At 33.1% G+C, this 19,394-nt stretch carries 15 protein-coding genes; 2 read left to right on the top strand and 13 right to left on the bottom strand.

Annotated features, from left to right (window positions below; all coding sequences use genetic code 11):
- Positions 1–377: 377 nt before the first annotated feature.
- From AC061E_RS03645 to AC061E_RS03620, 6 genes are all read right to left on the bottom strand, one after another.
- Entirely contained in the window at positions 378–1,481 is a 1,104-nt protein-coding gene (locus AC061E_RS03645; protein WP_478285044.1) for an acyltransferase family protein, read from the bottom strand.
- A 140-nt stretch (positions 1,482–1,621) separates the two neighbouring features.
- Positions 1,622–2,386, bottom strand: a complete 765-nt coding sequence (locus AC061E_RS03640; RefSeq protein ID WP_478285043.1) for a hypothetical protein — start codon at positions 2,384–2,386, stop codon at positions 1,622–1,624.
- A gap of 478 nt (positions 2,387–2,864) precedes the next feature.
- Positions 2,865–3,386 carry a hypothetical protein gene (locus AC061E_RS03635; RefSeq protein WP_478285042.1) on the bottom strand — a complete coding sequence of 174 codons (522 nt, stop codon included), beginning with the start codon at positions 3,384–3,386 and terminating at the stop codon, positions 2,865–2,867.
- Between the two features lie 399 nt (positions 3,387–3,785).
- Positions 3,786–4,598, bottom strand: coding sequence for a hypothetical protein (locus AC061E_RS03630; protein ID WP_478285041.1), 813 nt, complete (start codon positions 4,596–4,598; stop codon positions 3,786–3,788).
- Between the two features lie 79 nt (positions 4,599–4,677).
- On the bottom strand, positions 4,678–5,691 hold the full coding sequence (locus AC061E_RS03625; protein WP_478285115.1) for a phage integrase SAM-like domain-containing protein: 1,014 nt from the start codon (positions 5,689–5,691) through the stop codon (positions 4,678–4,680).
- A gap of 750 nt (positions 5,692–6,441) precedes the next feature.
- Positions 6,442–8,205 (bottom strand): DUF885 domain-containing protein, encoded by a 1,764-nt coding sequence (locus AC061E_RS03620; RefSeq protein WP_478285040.1) that lies wholly within the window; start codon positions 8,203–8,205, stop codon positions 6,442–6,444.
- Positions 8,206–8,385: 180 nt separating this feature from the next.
- Between AC061E_RS03620 and AC061E_RS03615 the strand changes: the two genes are divergently transcribed.
- Entirely contained in the window at positions 8,386–10,533 is a 2,148-nt protein-coding gene (locus AC061E_RS03615; RefSeq protein WP_478285039.1) for a M3 family metallopeptidase, read from the top strand.
- Positions 10,534–10,610: 77 nt separating this feature from the next.
- Here the strand turns inward: AC061E_RS03615 and AC061E_RS03610 are convergent, their stop codons facing one another.
- From AC061E_RS03610 to AC061E_RS03580, 7 genes are all read right to left on the bottom strand, one after another.
- Positions 10,611–10,973: a nuclear transport factor 2 family protein gene (locus tag AC061E_RS03610; protein WP_478285038.1), complete on the bottom strand. Its 363-nt coding sequence runs from the start codon at positions 10,971–10,973 to the stop codon at positions 10,611–10,613.
- A gap of 75 nt (positions 10,974–11,048) precedes the next feature.
- On the bottom strand, positions 11,049–11,957 hold the full coding sequence (locus tag AC061E_RS03605; protein WP_144891393.1) for a pseudouridine synthase: 909 nt from the start codon (positions 11,955–11,957) through the stop codon (positions 11,049–11,051).
- Positions 11,958–12,277: 320 nt separating this feature from the next.
- The gene (locus tag AC061E_RS03600) at positions 12,278–13,234 is read right to left on the bottom strand and encodes a geranylgeranylglycerol-phosphate geranylgeranyltransferase (RefSeq protein WP_478285037.1); all 957 of its coding nucleotides are present in this window, start codon (positions 13,232–13,234) and stop codon (positions 12,278–12,280) included.
- 95 nt (positions 13,235–13,329) lie between these two features.
- Positions 13,330–14,268, bottom strand: a complete 939-nt coding sequence (locus AC061E_RS03595) for a mevalonate kinase family protein (RefSeq protein WP_478285036.1) — start codon at positions 14,266–14,268, stop codon at positions 13,330–13,332.
- A 52-nt stretch (positions 14,269–14,320) separates the two neighbouring features.
- Positions 14,321–14,515: a hypothetical protein gene (locus AC061E_RS03590; RefSeq protein WP_478285035.1), complete on the bottom strand. Its 195-nt coding sequence runs from the start codon at positions 14,513–14,515 to the stop codon at positions 14,321–14,323.
- Between the two features lie 43 nt (positions 14,516–14,558).
- Positions 14,559–15,641, bottom strand: coding sequence for a diphosphomevalonate decarboxylase (locus tag AC061E_RS03585; protein ID WP_478285034.1), 1,083 nt, complete (start codon positions 15,639–15,641; stop codon positions 14,559–14,561).
- A gap of 100 nt (positions 15,642–15,741) precedes the next feature.
- Positions 15,742–18,141: an outer membrane beta-barrel protein gene (locus tag AC061E_RS03580; RefSeq protein ID WP_478285033.1), complete on the bottom strand. Its 2,400-nt coding sequence runs from the start codon at positions 18,139–18,141 to the stop codon at positions 15,742–15,744.
- A 203-nt stretch (positions 18,142–18,344) separates the two neighbouring features.
- On the opposite strand from AC061E_RS03580, the gene AC061E_RS03575 reads away from it, so the two are divergent.
- Positions 18,345–19,391, top strand: a complete 1,047-nt coding sequence (locus AC061E_RS03575) for a sensor histidine kinase (RefSeq protein ID WP_478285032.1) — start codon at positions 18,345–18,347, stop codon at positions 19,389–19,391.
- The last annotated feature ends 3 nt before the right edge of the window (positions 19,392–19,394 follow it).

The raw sequence follows: 19,394 nt of genomic DNA, 5'->3' as shown, positions 1-19,394 counted from the left end.
TATGATTATAGGTTATGCCTTCGCGCGCGTAGTGGTCGGATTTTAATTGGTTTTATACCATAAATGGTGTGTATTTTTCTTTTACCTAATATAAAAAAAACTAAAGAAAGGTACTGAATTTCAAGTAAAAGCTATATTGTAACCTACTCGGTAATCGTGTTCTTTGTAAACTCGTATAAAAATGTCACAATCTCGGTCAAATGCGAACTGATTTTAAAACGTCATTCAACTGAATATTTTAAAAGGTTTCTTTGTCTGAAATCGTGTTTAAATACTTTATGATACGCTCGATTTCATCTCACTCATGAGGTTTTTTGGTTCTATAAAAGCTATATCTAGCGATTACTACAAGGTTAGTTGAGTGTTTTGTAAAACTTTTAAGCAGTACTTTCTGTTTTTAAGATAATTTTATTTCCTAATTTAATAAAAGGTTTTTCAATAAATTTTTCTAAAAGTAAAGCAATCGTAAACGAACCTAATATTGATATTAAAAAGAATAGAGTCAATGATAATTCGCTATTTAAGATATCAGCAAATTTAGGTGAAATAATTCTCGTTATAGTCCCTGCAAAAATAAAATGTATAATATACATTGAAAAAGAAACTTGACCGATTCTAATTAAAAACGGATGGTTTAGAAAGTCTTTTTTTCTAAAAATTTCAATAAGGAACAAGAAGCTAGTGCCAGAAATAAAAGGTATTATTGAAAACAGATAATTTATTTTAACTATTTGCCATAAGTATATTGAAGCAAAAGTTAAGATTATAAAAGCACCTAAGTCAATTGTCCATTTGTGGCTTAAGTTTTTTAGAGGATTTATAAAATAGTAACCCATACCAATAAAGAATACAGGTATCTGATTAATAAGATTAAAATAAACGAAATTATTATTTGATATATTAATTCCATTCCATTTAAGAAATAACAAACTAACCTGAGATAACATTAAGCCTGCTACTATCCAAATAGCAATTTTTTTAAAAGATGCGTTTATTTGTTTTTTTGCTACAAAGAATAAAGCAGGAAAAATTAAATAAAATGCCATTTCAGTGCCAATAGACCAGCCGCCTGGAACAATATTATTGTTTGCAGGATAGTAAAACCCATGTACAAATACTATGTTACTTATTATGTTTTTGAATGTGTATTTACTATCTATGACAATATGTCCATTGTGGTAAATTGACATAATTATAGAAATTATAAAATAGCCTATTATACCAAGATAATATATTGGAGCTATTCTAAACAACCTTCGTATTGCATATTTTTTTAACATCTGGTCTTCATTTTGTCGAAAGTTGGCAGATAAGCATAATGTGTATGCTGAAGCTACAAAGAATAGCTGTACTCCCATTTGTCCATATTCTGCAACCCACCTAGTAAGAAAAGTTAAATCATTAATACTTTGAGATGTATGAACTAATATTACTAATAATATTGCTACTCCTCTTATTGAGTCGATATGTTTTAATTTCATTTAATATGCTTTATGAATTGTTGTATGGGTGTTTGGGTGTTTCTTTGAAAGTCAATGTAATTTCAAGACTTAATTATTAGGCAAATATGTAGCAAATAAATGACATTCACAATACCTACTTTTAGAGATATTTCAAATATTTAAAACAGATAACATATTAACCTGTTGGTGTAGGTAAATCCTGTTTTGTTTTTTTGGTTTCCTTTTGCGTTCCTGATATTGTGTGCAATCTCTTTTATTTGTGTTTCAAAATCTGACTTAATCCATTGTTTAGATAAATACTTTCTTTTGATTTGCTCGAATATTTTACGGTCGGTTTTGTAGTAGTATTTTAAACCCGTATGACTTAATAAAATACTATCGTTTTTCTGCATTGAAATATTAATTTTCGTTACCTGACAAAGTATGTTTTTTGACTGAATTGTATTTGGTAGGGGTGCAGGATTTGACAATATAATTAAAGGGTCAAAACTTGCACCCCTACTATTTAAAAAGTCTATTTTTTTACTCATTATTTCAGTCGTTTTTAATTGGATTTTTTCTGAGTTGTAAGAGGTTAAATTTTTTAATATTCCTTTGTGTTTATAGTAATTTGTTTTGGTTGGTTTACTGAGTAATTCAATCCAGTAAAGAGGGTTTTTATAGTTCGAAATACTTCGGAATTTTGACTGTATTGTATTGTCATAAAAAAGTATATTATTGAACTCAATCAATAATGCATCTTTGAAATTATGCAAACCGTAATTTGATAAATCCTGTAATGTAAAAATCCCGCGTTCGTTTAGTTTTTGCATCTTAGTATATTTAATCTCAAAACGCATTATTTCGGTGTCAATTTCAAACCCTTTTGATTTATAATGTAATGCCTTATTGTTTATTTTTATAATGTATTGAGAGTGTTTCACCTATTTATATTTGTCCTCGTCTGAATTTTTTTGATATTCAAAAGGTTTTGTTTTGTGTAGAAAACAATAGTCTAAAAATTGGTTTGTCGGTATCGGTGGGATTATATTAATGCCTATTTATAAACACTTCAAAATACATTGTTCGGGTGTGTAATGTTGAATTTGTGTTTTAAGTCCCTCTAAACGGTTAAAAACGCCTCAAAATTAAAGTCGTTGTAATTGTGCGCGTTTGAATTCCAATACTTGTGCAAACTGCCCGAGAGTGTTATCAATCCAGTATCATAAATTCTAACATCTAAACCGTTATAAAATGCGTTTTTATAAGTTATTATTTGTTGCCCTGTGCGGTTTGTGGTCTTAATTTCGCCAGTAGATAAATTTATATTGTCAAAAAATTCTAATAGGGGATTTGCCTCTAATATAGCGGGGTTTTAATTCCTTATTAATAATTTTTATAAAATCAATCAATTGACTATCTTTAAATAAGTTTTTTACAATGCCTATTGAAAACCGAACTTTTGAACAAAGTATAAACGAGAGCCTGAACAACTCTCGTTTTTTTGTGCCTTTTAGTTCGTTGTGTAGGTGCTAATAATGTTTTGAAGTACTCTGTATGAATAGGATAAAACCCCCTGTAAACCTCTATAAATAACGTTTGCCTATCTGTTGAGAATAGAAACATTAACAAAGTCTTTACGGTGGTATCTTTGCCAATTGGTTTACTGTCACCACTGAACAAACTTTTGTTTGAAGTAGGGCGCAAACCTATAATTAATTGGGAACGTGTCCAGCTCTTTGGGTCGGTTCTTAATCTCAAATAGTCATCAACTCGGGTTGTTTGGGATTTGCCCTGAAATTGTTCAATCCTGAGAATGTCGGTTAATAGATTTACGTTACCCTCTGAGGTTGAAAGTTCGTAAACCGTATAACTTTTTAATTCGTTTGTTACTTTGTAAGTGTGTCGAATGTAGTCGGGTTTAAAATTGCCTGTTGAGTTCATAAGTTTACACGTTTAAAGATTGTAAACTTGCCTCAACTTCAGAACGTAAAAAGTAAACGCGTGAACCAATTCCGAGGGGGTTCAAACGTTTTTACTTGCGCCAATTGTGAATAGTTGAGATATCCACACTAAACATTTTCGCCACGTCTGAGCGTGTCAAATATTCTTTTGGTTGTGTTGGTTGATAGAGTTTTAAAAATTCCTATAATTGGATTTTTACGCCCTCGTTAATTTGGTTTTGTAGTTCCTGAGGTGTTGTACTAATAAACTGAATTGTATGCATCTGTAAAATATTGTTTTGATTAATATTTTACAAATGTTGAAAATTTTATAGTCTAATTAACTGAAATTCAATTGTTTAAATTTGTTTGTAAGTATGAACAAGTTGTATAAGTTGAATTAAGTAGTTTTGTGTCTTTTTATTAAAGGATTAGGTTTTTTATAAACAATTCCAGTTGTTTTATTATCCACTTTTTTAACATTTTGAACACTTTGATAAGTTCCTAAATCTCGATTAAAAAACATTTGAATTTGTATCAGTAGTGGTTTAAATTCTTTAGTACCGTAAATTATAATTCCCTCTTTGTTTAAAATGTCGATTATTGCCTTTATGCTTTTGCCTTGTTCTGTTGGAAAATTAGTTTTTAAATCATTAAGAAAAGAATTTTTATCATTTACATTGTGGATAAAATCTAAAATCGTTTTAGTCGGTTTTTTAAGTTCGGTGTTGTCGGTTTTAATTATGACTTTTGAATTTCTTTCGAAATTTTCTATTTCATTTATTATTTCTATTTCTAAAAATTCAATTATTTTTTTCAGATAGAGAGCGTAATAATGTGAGTCATCATTATTTTTAGAAATCCAACTTATCATTCTGTAATAGTAAGTTGATTGAAAGTAATTATAAAACTGAATGTTTTCTAAAGTATCCCACCAAATCACTTTTCCTCGCTCCAAGTTTTGAGCAAGGATTTCACATTCATAAAGAAATGTATCAAAATTATTCTTTAAAAAACTTTTTACATCGCCAAAAGGAATTTCTTTTTTGTAAATAAAATATAAATCTTTAACTACTTGTTTGAATATTTCTAACGGGATATAGTTTATAAACTCAATTTGATTAAATCTATTATAAACACTTTTTTCCAACATTCTATTCTCTTCTAATTCATTAACAATATCAGATTTTTTTACAAAATTCAATAATTTCAATATTTTGATTTTGGTTTAATTGGTTGTGTCTTCTCTCAAATTCTGACAGTAAACTATAGTGATAATTATTATACATAAATTAACTTTTAGTTCCGTTTTTAATTAATTTCATTTCGGGTTTTTTGTCTTTGTTAAGGTCTTCATAAAACTTCATAAATAAATCCGCGTTCGCATCTTTGTCTTCGCGTTTGTTTATGTAAGTCAAAAATAAACTTTCTTTTGAATGCCCTGTTATTCCAATAAGTATTGCAAGAGGTATTATTTTGTAGTAATTAGAGGCAAAGGAACTTCTAAAACAATGCGAGGCTATTAGTTCATACTTTGGATAGTTTCCTAACTCTTTTCGGTTGGTTTCGGTGTTTAGTTTAGTTCCCTTTACAACTTCAACAATTCCCGCCAGTTTGCAAACTACTTTTGAATAATTGTTTAGTTTTTGGTGTGGAATTTCTAACGGTAAATCATTTTCTATTATGTCGATAACGTGAGGCGCAATTATGCCAATAGTTACACTTTTATTTGTTTTCTGTTGAACTATATCTAAATACATTTTCCCACCCTTATATCGAATGTTTTCAGCAGTTATCTTTAGAGTGTCCCCTCCGCGTTGCCCAATTTCACAACCTATCAAAATCCAGTTTCGCGCGTTGTTTAGTGTTTCGGGTGTTAAAGAAAGGTTCTTTGTTAATTGTGGGTTCGCTATCTTAAATTCTTTGAGTTGTTCAAAGTCTGTAAAATCAGCGTTTTTGATTTGCTCCAGTTCATCAAAAGATAAAGTTTGAATATAGCGGTCTTTGTCGCTCTCTCTAAAATGTTGAATTACTTTTGAATATGGATTTATTTTTATTTCGTGTTTTTCAGCATCAATACAAACCGTTTTTAATATCTCTAATTGTTTGCCCGCATAATTATTACTACATTCTTTAGTGTTTATTAGCCAGTTAGTAAATTTGTCTGCAAAAGGTTTGTTTATTTCTATAAACCTGATTTGTTTTTTAGTAAAGATTTGATATTCTTTTATGATATTTCTGAATAGTGTATAGTTTTTAATAGTACTCTTACTCAAACCAATTTTAAACCCTCCATTAGTTCTTATTTTACGTGTGTTTGCATTGTCAATAATGGATTGTGTATGATTGATTAATAAACCTGTATCGGTTGTTACAACTCTATCAAAACAATCTACTATTTTAGATTCTAACTAAAAAGTATCAATTAAAATACTGTTGCCTAAATCGGTGTTGAGATTGTTGTAAAGGAATGATTCTATTTTTTTGAGGTTGTTAAAAATTAGTTTGTTTTCGGTGGTGTTTTTTAAAGGTCGTACGGTGTCTTTACTCTAGTCTTTTGGGTTGATTGTAAACCCTGTATTTATCTCAATAACGTTTCCACGTTCTAATTATAAATAAACCTTAATTGAAACGTTTTTATTTGCCTTACTTCTTAATCTAAAATTTACGGTTGCAATATTTGAACTTTTGAACGGTTGAACTTTTGAACAAATCAAATACAGTATTTTTTATAATACAATTCTCAAACTTGCCAAACCGTTGCCAAACCCTTTTAACATTTCATTCAATTTCATTCGTTTTCATTCGATTGTTAGAGAGTAATTAAAAAAGTCTTTAAGTCTCTAATTTATTGAGTTTTTAAGTTATTTTTGTAGTGTTTTTGCGAGGTTGTGAAAAGTGACTAAATGAGTGTTGATGCGTGTAAGTTCGAGTCCTATTATCCGCTCGAAAAGCCCAAACGAAAGTTTGTGCTTTTTTTGTGCTTTTGATTCTATTTTATTCAAACCATAAAAAAAGCTTCTCGTGATGAGAAGCTTTTTGTAATATGATTGTTTTTATTTTCCTTCAACCCACTCATTAATTTTTTGTTCCAATAAAGCCAAAGGCATCACACCTGATTCCAATACTTTTTCATGAAACTTTTTAACATCAAATTTTGTACCCATTTTAGTTTCAGCTTTTTTGCGAAGCTCCATTATTTTTAATTGTCCAATTTTATATGATAAAGCTTGTCCTGGAATTGCCATGTAGCGCTCTATTTCAGGAATAATACTCGCTTCACTTTCGGCTTCGTTTGCTAAGGAATATTTAATAGCTTGTTCTCTCGTCCATCCTTTTGCATGTAATCCAGTATCAACTACTAAGCGTACTGCACGGTGCATTTCGTTACCCAACATCCCAAAATATTGATACGGATCTTGGTACAAGCCTAGCTCTTTACCTAAACTTTCGGTGTACAAAGCCCAACCTTCTCCGTACGCGCCAAACCAATTGAATTTTCTAAAATCTGGAAGACTTTGGTTTTCTTGCTGTAATGAAATTTGAAAGTGATGTCCTGGAATGGCTTCATGTAAAAACAAATCTTCGTCACCATACATGTTATATTCTTTTACATTCGGAATCGGAACATAAAAAATCCCCGGACGCGTTCCATCTGCCGTTCCTTGATTGTACTCGGCACTGGCAGTTTGTTCTCTAAAAGCTTCGGTGCGTCTTACCTCGAATTTTGTTTTTGGTTGCAAAGCAAATAGCTTGTCAACATTAGGTTTAATACGGGTGTAAATACTGTTAAAGTTGGCAATTACTTCCTCTGGTTTGGTAAAAGGTTTTAATTCTTTCTTGTTTCTCACTTCTTCAAAAAACTCAATCAAAGTACCTTTGAAACCTACTTGGGCTTTTACTTTTTCCATTTCGGCAGTCAGTCTCGCTACTTCTTTCAATCCCAATTCATGAATTTCCTCGGGAGTTTTATTGGTGGTAGTCCATTGTTTTACATAAGCTGCATATAGTTTTTTTCCAAAAGGTAAACTTCCTATTCCGCTCGTTGCTCTTGATGCTGGCAGATATTCTTTATTCAGAAATTCAGCCATTTTCTTGTACTGCGGAATCAATTTAGTGGTGATTGTTGCCGTGTATTTTGCTGTTAAATCTTTCTTGATGCTTTCAGGAAAAGATGCTGGCATTAATTTTATTGAAGAATAAAATAAATTGTCTTCGATATTTGGAGTTTCCATCGAGGCAAATTGAGGAATTAATTTTACAGTCAACGCTTTTGGTAAAACCACTCCTTTGTCTAATCCTTTTTTCATGTACACCATCGCCGAATCAATCCAAACGGCATATTTGTCCATTCGTTTTAAAAAGTTGGTATAATCTTGTTCTGTTTTAAAAGGCTGTGCACCAGTTCCACCTGCAAACTGGCCCATAGTCAAGTGTGTTCCCCAAAATTGATGTACTGGTATTAAATTAGTTGGCTGCTCTAACACTTCTTTTCCAACTTCTATTTCCCATTTGATGATTTCGTAACTGTTTTTTTCTTCTTCAGATAAATCGGCTACAGCAACATTTTGCAACTCTGTTTGGTATTTGTCAAAAAAAGCCGCTTGCGTTTTTCTGTAACTATCGGTCATTTCAAATTGCAACTGATCGTTGTACTCGTTTTGGCCACTTTGGGTTGCACCCAATGGATCTAGTGCATTCTTATCGTCAAAATAGCTTTTTGTTAAGCTAGTAAAATCTTGCTTTTTATCTTCAGATTTACAGTTCACTAACAGCATTGCAGTAGTTAGTGTAAAAAGTAGAACGGTTATTTTTTTCATAATTTAGGTTTGTGATTTAAATAGCTAATGTATTGATTTTATTTCAATACTTAAATTATGATCTTGAAATCCTTTTAGAGAACTAGCTCTTTTTTATCATAAAATTAAGTTAAGGCAAAGCTGTGATTGGTGTATGAAAAGGATTTAGGTTAAATTTACGTTACTAATTAACAAATTGAAATGAGAAAGAAATCCCTTTTTCTGATGCTAGTCATTGGAAATATGCTCACCATCCAAGCACAAGAAAAAAAAGAAAACACCACTATGAATCCATTTTTTCAGGCTTATAACACGCCTTTCAATGTTCCGCCGTTTGACAAAATCAAGAACGAACATTTTAAACCCGCCATTTTAGAAGGAATCAGTAAACATCAAGCGGAAATTGATGCTATTGCAAACAATACGCAACCTGCTACTTTTGACAATACAATTCTAGCCATGGAAAATGCAGGCGAATTATTATCGAATGTGAATACCGTTTTTTCCAATTTAAATTCGGCCAACACCAATAAGGAAATTCAAAATATTGCCAAAGAAACAGCACCCAATCTATCGGCGCACCGCGATAACATTTACTTGAACGAAAAATTATTTGCAAGAGTAAAGTCGCTTTGGAACCAAAAAGAAAGTTTGGGTTTGAATTTAGAGCAAGCTAAGATTTTAGACAATGCCTATAAAGATTTTGTTAGAAGTGGCGCTAATTTGTCTCCAGCTGATAAAGAAACTTTGCGAAAAATAAACGGAACTTTATCGCTTACGAGCTTAAAGTACGGACAAAATATACTTTCTGAAACCAACGGTTATGAATTGGTTGTTGCTGATAAAAAAGATTTAGCAGGTTTGCCAAAAGGAATTGTTGATGCCGCTGCCGCAGATGCTAAAGCAAAGGGGAAAGATGGTAAATGGGTTTTTACACTTTCTAATTCGAGTGTAATGCCGTTTTTGCAATACAGCAGCAACAGAGAATTGCGCAAACAGATTTGGAATGCCTATCAAACAAGAGCGAATCATGATGATGCAGCCGATAATAAAAAAAATGCGGTAGAATTGGCTAATTTAAGAGGTCAAAAAGCGCGCTTATTGGGGTATACTTCACACGCAACTTATGTCTTAGAAGAGTCGATGGCAAAAAAGCCTGAAAACGTAAACAAATTATTGAATGATTTGTGGAAACCAGCTCTTGAAATGGCTAAAAATGAAGCGGCCGATATTCAAAAAATGATGGCTAAAGATGGTATTAAAGGTGCTGTTCAACCTTACGATTGGCGTTATTACACTGAAAAAATCAGAAAAGAGCGTTTTGATCTTGACGAAGAAGAATTGAAACCTTATTTCAGTTTAGACCAAGTGCGCAAAGGTGTTTTTCAAGTAACCGAAAAGTTATATGGGATTCAGTTTAAAGCCTTAACAGATGTACCAAAATACCATGAAGATGTAACGGTTTGGGAAGTTTTAGAAAAAGACGGAACGCATTTAGGAGTTTTGTACATGGATTTTCACCCGCGTGAGTCTAAACGTGGCGGCGCTTGGATGACATCTTACCGCAGTCAAAAAACGGTGGATGGAAAACGAGTGGCTCCCGTAGTTTCTATCGTTTGTAATTTTACAAAACCCTCTGCAACTGCGCCAGCATTGTTAACTTTTGATGAGGTGACCACCTTCTTTCATGAATTCGGACATTCATTGCACGGTTTATTGTCTAATGTAACGTACAGAAGTCTTGCAGGAACGAGTGTTCCAAGAGATTTTGTTGAACTTCCATCGCAAATCATGGAGAACTGGGCAGCAGAGCCTGAGGTTTTAAAAATGTATGCCAAACATTATCAAACTGGAGCAGTAATACCAGAAACGCTAGTAAATAAACTAAAAAAAGCAGGAACTTTTGACCAAGGTTTTACAACGACTGAATACCTAGCAGCTTCGCTATTGGATTTAGAATACCACTCACAAACCAAAGACATTACTGTTGATGCCAACGCTTTCGAAAAAGCAGCTATGACAAAAATTGGTTTAATCCCATCAATTATTCCAAGATACCGCAGTACGTATTTTAGTCATATTTTTTCTGGCGGCTATTCTTCTGGGTATTACAGTTATATTTGGTCAGGTGTTTTAGATACTGATGCTTTTGAAGCTTTTAAAACAACAACTCTTTTCAATCCAGAGAAAGCTAAATTATTCCGAGAAAATGTGTTAGAAAAAGGAGGAACTGAGGATCCAATGGTTTTATACAAACGTTTCCGTGGAGCTGAGCCTAGCATTGAACCACTTTTAAGAAAACGTGGTCTGGACAAAAAACAAGAGCCAGTAAAGAAATTAAAAGGCTAGTCCTAGTTATTGCATACAAGAAAGCCCTAGAACAGCACTTTGCTGTTGTAGGGCTTTTTTTTAATATTAAAAAGAGCTTATCCGTGGTATACGCGAGAAGCTATTATTTTATCGTCTTTAATTTCAAGGACCTCTGCAACAAGCAAATCTTCTTCGCCTACAACGGTACGGGTATATTCCATGAAAACACGGTCGCCATTTGCAGTAAGTGATTTTACTTTGTAATTCAAACTGGGCAAACGTTCAAAGGCATCTTGCCACCAAGCTCTCAAAGCTTCTTTACCCGTTACAAAACCGTCACTTTCGGGTTTGTACATTTTTAATTTTGGACTATAATGTATGGCGTCATCATCATACAAAGACAGTAATTTTTCTAATTCTTTAGCGTTGAAAGTTTCAAACCATTTAAAAGCAATAGATTGTAATTTTTCTGGAGTCATACGTGTTTGTTAGTGTATAAAAAAATCCCTTTTCGAAAAAACCGAAAGGGATTAAAATGAAATTTTGAAAAGCGATTATACGTTTTTCAAATTGATAATTTCTTGTTCCGTAAGCAACCTCCAGTTTCCTCTTGGTAAATTCTTTTTGGTCAAACCAGCAAAAGCAACTCTGTCAATTCGCAATACATCATAGTCAAAATGCTCAAAAATAGAACGAACTACTTTCACATTTGAAGAACGCAATTGCAATCCAATTTCACTTTTTGCTTCGCCATCAATATAACTTACGTCTTCTACAAAAACACGGTGACCGTCTAGCGTTAATCCTTTTTGGATTTTTTCTAAATCTTCAAATTTTAGATTTTTGTCTAATGAAACTTGGTAAATCTTAGATGATTTTTGACTTGGCAACGTAAATTTACGAATCATATCAGTATCATTCGTGAACAACAACAAACCAGTTGTGTTTTTGTCCATTCTCCCAACCGCACCAATTTTTGCAGTAGTGGAACCTTTAACCAGTTCCAAAACGTTACGGTATTCCTGACCTTCGTCCATGGCTGTCGTAAAGTTTTTCGGTTTGTTCAACAAGATGTATACTTTTTTCTCCGGAGTCAATGTAGATCCATCAAAATTCACAACATCACCTGGTTTTACCATGTATCCCATTTCGGTTACAGGAATTCCATTTACTTTTACCGTCCCAGATTGTATGTAAATATCGGCATCACGACGTGAGCACGCACCAGAATTGGCAATATATTTATTCAAACGAATTTCGTCTTTTACTTTCGGTCTCTTTGGTGCTTGATTTGGTTTTTTCTCTACTTTATCAGTAGCAATATCGGCAACTTTAGTAGTAACTTTAACTTTTTTCGGCCCTTGAGCGCGCTTCTGCATGGCAGGTTTTGGCTTATTCGAACTTGGTCTTGAGCTGTTTGCTCTTGGACCACTTTTCTTATTATTGCCTTCCTTGTTATTCATAATATTCCAATAATTTATGCAAAGATACTATTTATATACTTGGCAATCAATAACCACCAATTATAAAAACGCTAACTGGCTAGTTAGTAAGCTAATTAATATATTTAAGTATCGTTTTTTTTGGAGCTAATTCCCGCTATCCGTTGCAATCTTTTCTTTTTTAAAGGAAAAAAGAAAAGGATTTTCACTGCAAACGAAGTTCACTGAATTCCGCTGAAAGTAGAAATATAGTGAAGTAATCGGGGCTATCTTCAATGAAACATTTGGTAGTCTTTCAGCGTATTTATGCAACCCTTTTATATTCTAGAACTAGAATAAATCTAAACCGTCATCAATAATTTTTTTCCGTGCCACAGTACACTCGGATTAATGAGTACAATACAAAAAACACCTGCAACAATAAGAAATTTCAAGACATTGTGAAGCAATAAAAATTGAGACTTAGCATTGGATTTCCACAAGTACAGCAAGAAAAAAATCAAAACAATAAGGCTGGAGTAAAAGTAAATATCCATGTACCCCACATCATAAATAGCAATCAAAAGATATACAGGCACTATAGTGAGTAGTGTTAATAAAGTAATGACTTTTTTAGATTGTGATTCACCATACACCACAGGAATAGTCTGGTAACTATTGATTAAATCGCCTTTTAAGTTCTCTAAATCTTTGATCATTTCTCGTATGAGCAGTAATAAAAATAAAAAAGATGCATGGGCAAAAATAACACCAAGTTGTTGTTTGTAATTTTCAATTTCTTCAAATGGAATCCGAGTATAAAAATACAAAAGTATCGCAAAAAAAGGCATTACAGCCAGTAACGAAGCGGTAAGATTTCCTATTATAGGATGTTTTTTTATTTTATGAGAATAAAACCAAATGAAAAAGATGTATCCTGAAAAGAATAAAAATACACGCCAAGATACAAACAACGCCATCAAAGCTACGATAAAGTTTAGTGTAAAATAGACTTGTAATTTGGTTTTTTGACTCACCAAACGATCTAACATCGATTTAGTAGGCCTGTTGATTAAATCCTTTTGACTGTCGTAAAAATTATTGATGATGTAGCCCGAAGCAATCGTAAGTGACGATGCAAATACCAATATAAAAAGATTGAAATTGAGAATAATGTCAAGTGCTCTTTTTTCTGGTGCCAATATAAAAATCGCCGAAAGGTATTGTGCGATAATAATGACAGGAATGTTATATCCTCGCACAACAGAGAACAAACTTGCAATTTTCATTATTAGAAGTTTGTGTTGTCTGCTTAACATTTAGATTTTTTTAATAAGATATGGTTCCCAATACTAAAGATACTGCTTTAGGTTTTATTTTCCCTCTCCTTTGGAGAGGGTTAGGGAGAGGATGATTAAAACTGATAAACTACTTCTAGTTTGTAATCTTTAAGAGAAGCTTTGGCTCTTTCTAAGTCTTCGGTAAAACCAAGAATGTAACCACCTCCACCAGATCCGCAAAGTTTCAGGTAATAGTCATTACTGTCAATACCTTGTTGCCAAATGCCGTGAAATTGCTCCGGAATCATTGGTTTAAAATTATTCAAAACTACTTTTGAAAGTTTCTTAGTGTTCATGAAAAGTGATTTCATATCTCCGCCTAAGAAATTTTCAACGCAAGCATCAGTGTATTTTACAAATTGATTTTTCAACATGGTTCTAAAACCTTTGTCTTTCAGGTTTTCCATAAAAATGTTGACCATCGGTGCGGTTTCGCCAACAATACCTGAATCTAATAAAAACACAGCACCTTTACCATCAAAACTTTGAGTTGGAATTCCTGTTGCTTCGATATTATCTTTCGAATTAATCAAAATCGGAATACTCAAGTAACTATTCAAAGGATCTAAACCAGAACTTTTTCCGTGGAAAAAACTCTCCATTTGAGAAAATATATTTTTTAACTGCAATAATTTTTCACGAGTTAGATTTTCTAAAACCGTGATTTTATGGTGAGCGTATTTATCATAAATAGCTGCAACTAATGCACCGCTACTTCCTACACCGTAACCTTGGGGAATACTAGAGTCAAAATACATTCCCGTATTAACATCTTCTTTTAATAAGTCAAGGTCAAACGTAACTAATTCCGGTTGCTCCGTTTGCAAGGTTTCTAAATAAACAACAAATCGTTTTAAATGACCGTTTGATTTGATCGCTTCATCAGATGGATTTTCGTCTCTCTTTAAAGCGCCGTTGTAAAAATTATAAGGAATAGAAAGCCCTTTTGAATCACGAATGATTCCGTATTCTCCAAAGAGTAATATTTTTGAATAAAATAATGGTCCTTTCATATGTATTTTTAAATTAACAATTTGGGGTTGGTAATTATACTGTATTTATTTTTTATAAATCCAATTGATCGCCTCGATTGTCTTCTTGGATTTTAATTTCAATCTGTTCTTGTTCTTCGGCTGATAGTTCCGTCCAAACGCTTTGTTGTTGTGTTTCAAATATGTTTCTAACTGCTACTAATAAAGAAGTATCAGTAGTTTCGAGTAACATTTTGATCAATTCTATTTTTTCTGATTGAATATCCATCAACTTCTTTTTTTAAGAATGTTTAAAGATACACAAAAAAAGATTAAACAAGCGTTGCTCCGTTTCCTATTTGGTCACAAATGTACTGCCCATTTTGACAATAGCCAACTAATTCCTCTTTAATAAATTGCAAAACTTTTTCGCTAACGTTTTCGGGATACAAAACGTGTACATTGGCACCTGCATCTAGCGTGAAACAAACCGGAATTTTGGTCTCATTCCTGAATTTCCAAATGGCATTAATGATTTGTAATGTGTTTGGTTTCATCAAGATAAAATACGGCATAGAAGTCATCATCATGGCGTGCAAGGTTAAGGCTTCGCTTTCTACAATTTTAATAAAGGAGTCTAAATCGCCACTTTCAAAAATAGTAATCAGTGCGTCTAGATTTTCATGCGCTTGTGCAAATCGCCTTTCGGCAAAAGGATGGTTGTGCATCAAGTCATGACCTACTGTACTTGAAACTTGTTTTTCACCTTTGTCAACTAATAGAATCGTATCTTGAAAATTTTTAAAATTAGGATGGATCGCATGCGGAAATTCCACGCCAAATAAGTCTGAACTTCCAGGAATGTTTGCCTGATTGCCCCAAACCACGACTTGTCCTTTTACACTTCGGCAAGCACTTCCAGAACCCAAACGGGCAAGTAAAGACGCTTTTTGATAGAAATAATCTTCAGACATTGTTGGGTTTAACGCTTTTTCTAAACTCATCAAGTTCATGGCCAAAGCAGCCATTCCTGATGCTGATGACGCAATTCCGGAACTGTGCGGAAATGTATTTTCGGTATCAATTGTAAAATGATAATCTTTTAAAAACGGCAAATAGATTTCTATTCGCTCCAAAAACTTTTGAATTTTTGGTTTGAAATCTTCTTTAGGCTGCCCTTCAAAAAGCAAATCAAAAGAGAAAGAACCGTCGTTTTCTTTTTTGGCGAAAGCCAATTTGGTAATCGTTTTGCAATTATTCAATGTAAAACTCACCGATGGATTAGCTGGAATTTGATTTTCTTTTTTCCCCCAGTATTTTACAAGTGCAATATTACTAGGTGCGCTCCATTGAAAATTCCCGCTTTCAACAGTGTTGGTATATGATGATGGAATAAAATCGTTTGCTGCAATCATAAAATAAAAAATTTACGCAAAGATACTTTTTTTTCGCATCCACTGATTCTCTGATTTTTTTAAATCGAAGCCATTTCGAAGAAAACCAACCGACATCTCATTACAATCTGTTTTGCTCCTCATTCAGGTCGGCCTCTTTTACTTCTTTCTTTTTTGCTGTTCCAAAATTGTACGTAAGGGACAACGTTATTTTGCGAGTTTCCCAACGATTGACCCAATTAGTAGTTACGTTATCTTGTTTGGTGCTTTGTATCCACTGGCTCTTTCTTAATACATTTTGAGCACTCAAGTTCAAACGAATTTTTTTGTCAAAAAAGTCTTTTCTCATGGTAAATGACATGTCGTAGGATGGTTTGAAAGTGGTGTTTCCGTAAGCGCCGTTTTGGCTGTAGAAACTGTTCCAAGTGGCACTCCAATCTTTAGCCAGAGTAAATGATTGATTTAACGCTCCCGAAAATGAGACACCACTATCGTTAAATTTGTAGCCTTCCAAATCAGAAGTTGCTTGACCATACGTAAGCTCGCTACTGAACTGTGCTTCCCACCATTTTTTAACGGTAATACTTGTATTGAGTGACAATCCAATAGTTTTTGATTTACCGATATTGTCAAAGAACAAAGTAGTTATTTTGGTATCAGTATCATAATAAATAATTTGGTACATTTCATCTTTCGAGAAATTAGCAAAAAGAGAAAGTGATGTTTTTTGTTTTTTAATCCACACCACTTCAAATGCATCTGTAAATTGAGGTGTTAAATTTGGATTTCCTACAGAAACATTATAGGTGTCAATATATTCAAAATAAGGATTTAAGTATAAGTAGCGCGGTCTTTGAATACGGCGGCTGTATGAAAACTTGAATTGATCGTTTTTGAAATTCCCGTTAATACTAAAGGAAGGGAAAAGCGATAAATAGTTGTCTTTGTTGGTGTTATTTGAGGTTAATGAGGTTGCATTGTAATTGATATATTCTGCTCTTAGTCCTGCTTGAATGTCAAAATTTCCTTTGGTGAAATTGGTAATGCCATAGCCCGATAGAATGGATTCTTTGTAAATTAATTGATTGCTTCTGTTGGTGTTTGTAATGTATTCTCCTTGATCATTTTTATCTTGCAAAATAATAGTGTAGTCATTGTTTACGTAACTCAGTTTGCTACCGGTTTCAAAGTTGAATTTGTCATTGATCTTTTTCTCGAAGTCTACTCGTGCGCTGATGATATTGAAATTTGTAGGGTTTTGATATTTTACATCTTCGGTGTTGCGGTACATTTCATTCGTATCCGATGTGAAGTAGGAGTTGGTCGTTATGCGGTCGCTATCATTTTTATAATTGGCATAATTAATTTGAGCATCTATCTTGGTGTCCAAACTATCAGATGCAAAATTGTAAAATACAGTTCCCGTTAATGTATTGTTTACCAAGTCGTTTTGAGTGTTTAAGATGGTGTATCTTTTGTAAACCATATCATCAAATTCGTTGGTACGTCCTTTTGTAAATTCATCACTTTTGTACAAGGAATAATTGGCTGACGCACCCATGCTCGCATTTTTATTGATTTTATATCCTGCTCCAAAATTTCCTGAATAATTGTTTGAAACGGGTAGCCAATCATTTTTTTGTTGCAAAGTAGTTGTAATTGTAGGCGTTACTACGGTTTGATCTATCGTTCTGCGATTTACACTTTCTACGTAACCGTAATTCATGCCAAATTTAAGATTCCATTTTTCGGTATTATTGTACAGGTTTAATCCGTTATTATTTTTGATAAACTCCGCATAGCCTACTGAGGTTCTTGCATTTCCAGTTAAACCGGTAGCGGCTGATTTTTTTAGAACGATATTAAAAATTCCTGCACTTCCTGATGCATCATATTTTGCCGAAGGATTTGCTATTATTTCAACGGATTTAATGTTGGCGCCATCTACTGATTTAAGATATTGTTTCAACTCCTCGCCTGATAAAAGCGATGGTTTTCCGTCAATCATTATTTGAAGGTTGGCGTTACCTCTAAACACTACATTGTCATCTTTATCCAATTGTACACCAGGCAATTTACTTAAGGTTTCTAGTCCGTCATTGCCATTACCAAAACCTGCTTTGTCGATATCTACGATCATCTTGTCTCTGCTGAGTTTTATAACGCTCTTTTTTTGTAGCACTACTACTTCGTTTAGCGCTACCGAATCTTCCTCTAAATCAAAATTTTGAGTTACATTTTTAGTAGTAGATGCGAAGGTTTTTGACTGTAAGGTTTTATAACCTAACAATTCGATTTTGATGTAGAATGCTGCAGCAGTAAGAGGAATTTGAAACTTTCCATTTTCATCAGTTGTGGTGAATGAAATAAAAGAATTTTTATTGGCATCAAAAAGGGAAACAGTTGCAAAAGCTATTTTCTCGGTGCTTTTTTTTGTGGTAACTACTCCTGCAATTTTTGGGCTTTGTGCAAACAGTAGGCTAATGTTGAAAAATAATAAAAAGGCGATTGTGGTTTTCATGTTGTTTGGTTTTGTTGTCAGCAAATGTATAGGAGATACATAATGCAAAAAGTTGTTTTACACCAGATTGCTTTTCTACTACATGAAACCTGGAAAAAGAATTTTTTTATTGTTTTGGTTAAAAAAAACCTTTTCGTACAGAGAAATCAGGCGTTCATCCAAAAAAAAATAATAAGTAAAACTAGAATGCGTAAATTCGATTCATGGATATAAATAAAAAACAATGGTACTTTCATATTGGGCTTGTGCTCATTATTTTATTGATGGACCTTTTTTCGGATTATGTGTATGGAGGCAGCAAGGGCTTTTTGAGGAATTTTCAACTCCCCTTAAACTACAATCAAATCATCATGTACACAGCAACATTTACAACGTATTCGGTTAATTTTTACTTTGTAAGTCCCTACACTTTAGGAAAGAAACACTATTGGAGATTTGCTATTGGTGTACTATTTTTGATTATTATTTTTGGACGTGTTCGATACCTGCTGGAGGAAGTAATTTTGTATCATTTTACAGGGAAACACAATTATTTTGAAGAATCCCGCAAGTTTTTGTTCTACACTTTTGATAATTCGATTTTTGCTATAAAATCAATTTTGTATAGCACCGTAGTGTATTACTTTTTTGAATTTGCTGCCAATCAAAGTAGACTGCACAAGCTAGAACTCGACTACAACAAAGCAGAATTGAATTTACTTAAATCACAAATCGAACCCCATTTTTTGTTCAATACCTTAAATACTTTTTACACTGATTTAATTGATGTGCAACCCAAGGTGGCCAAAGATATTTATCGTTTATCTCAACTCCTGCGGTATGTAACGTATGAAGCTGGAAATGAGTTTATGCCCCTCAGCAAAGAGATTAAATTCATAGAAGATTACATTTATCTACACCGAAAAAGATTTGAAGATACTTTATTTTTAGAATACACCGTTGAAGGAATTGTTGGTGAACAAAGAGTGCCTTCGCTTGTTTTTATACATTTTGTCGAAAACATTTTCAAACATGGCATGATTAATAATGCGGCCTTTCCAGCCAAGATTAAAATACAAATCACAGAGCGTGAAGTGATTATTGAAACGTCAAATAGGATTTCATCTTCAGAAAAGTATACGAATACCGGCATTGGAAAAGACAATTTAGAACGTAGATTGAACGCAATTTATAAGGAGGATTTTGTTTTACTTTACACTAATTCTAATGATGTATTTACAACCTTGCTTCAATTGCCCTTTAAAATATAAATT

This window comes from Flavobacterium sp. GNP011 (genome assembly GCF_056428925.1).
The sequence above is the reverse complement of the archived record's forward strand: the minus strand, read 5'-3'. Positions and strand labels throughout refer to the sequence as shown.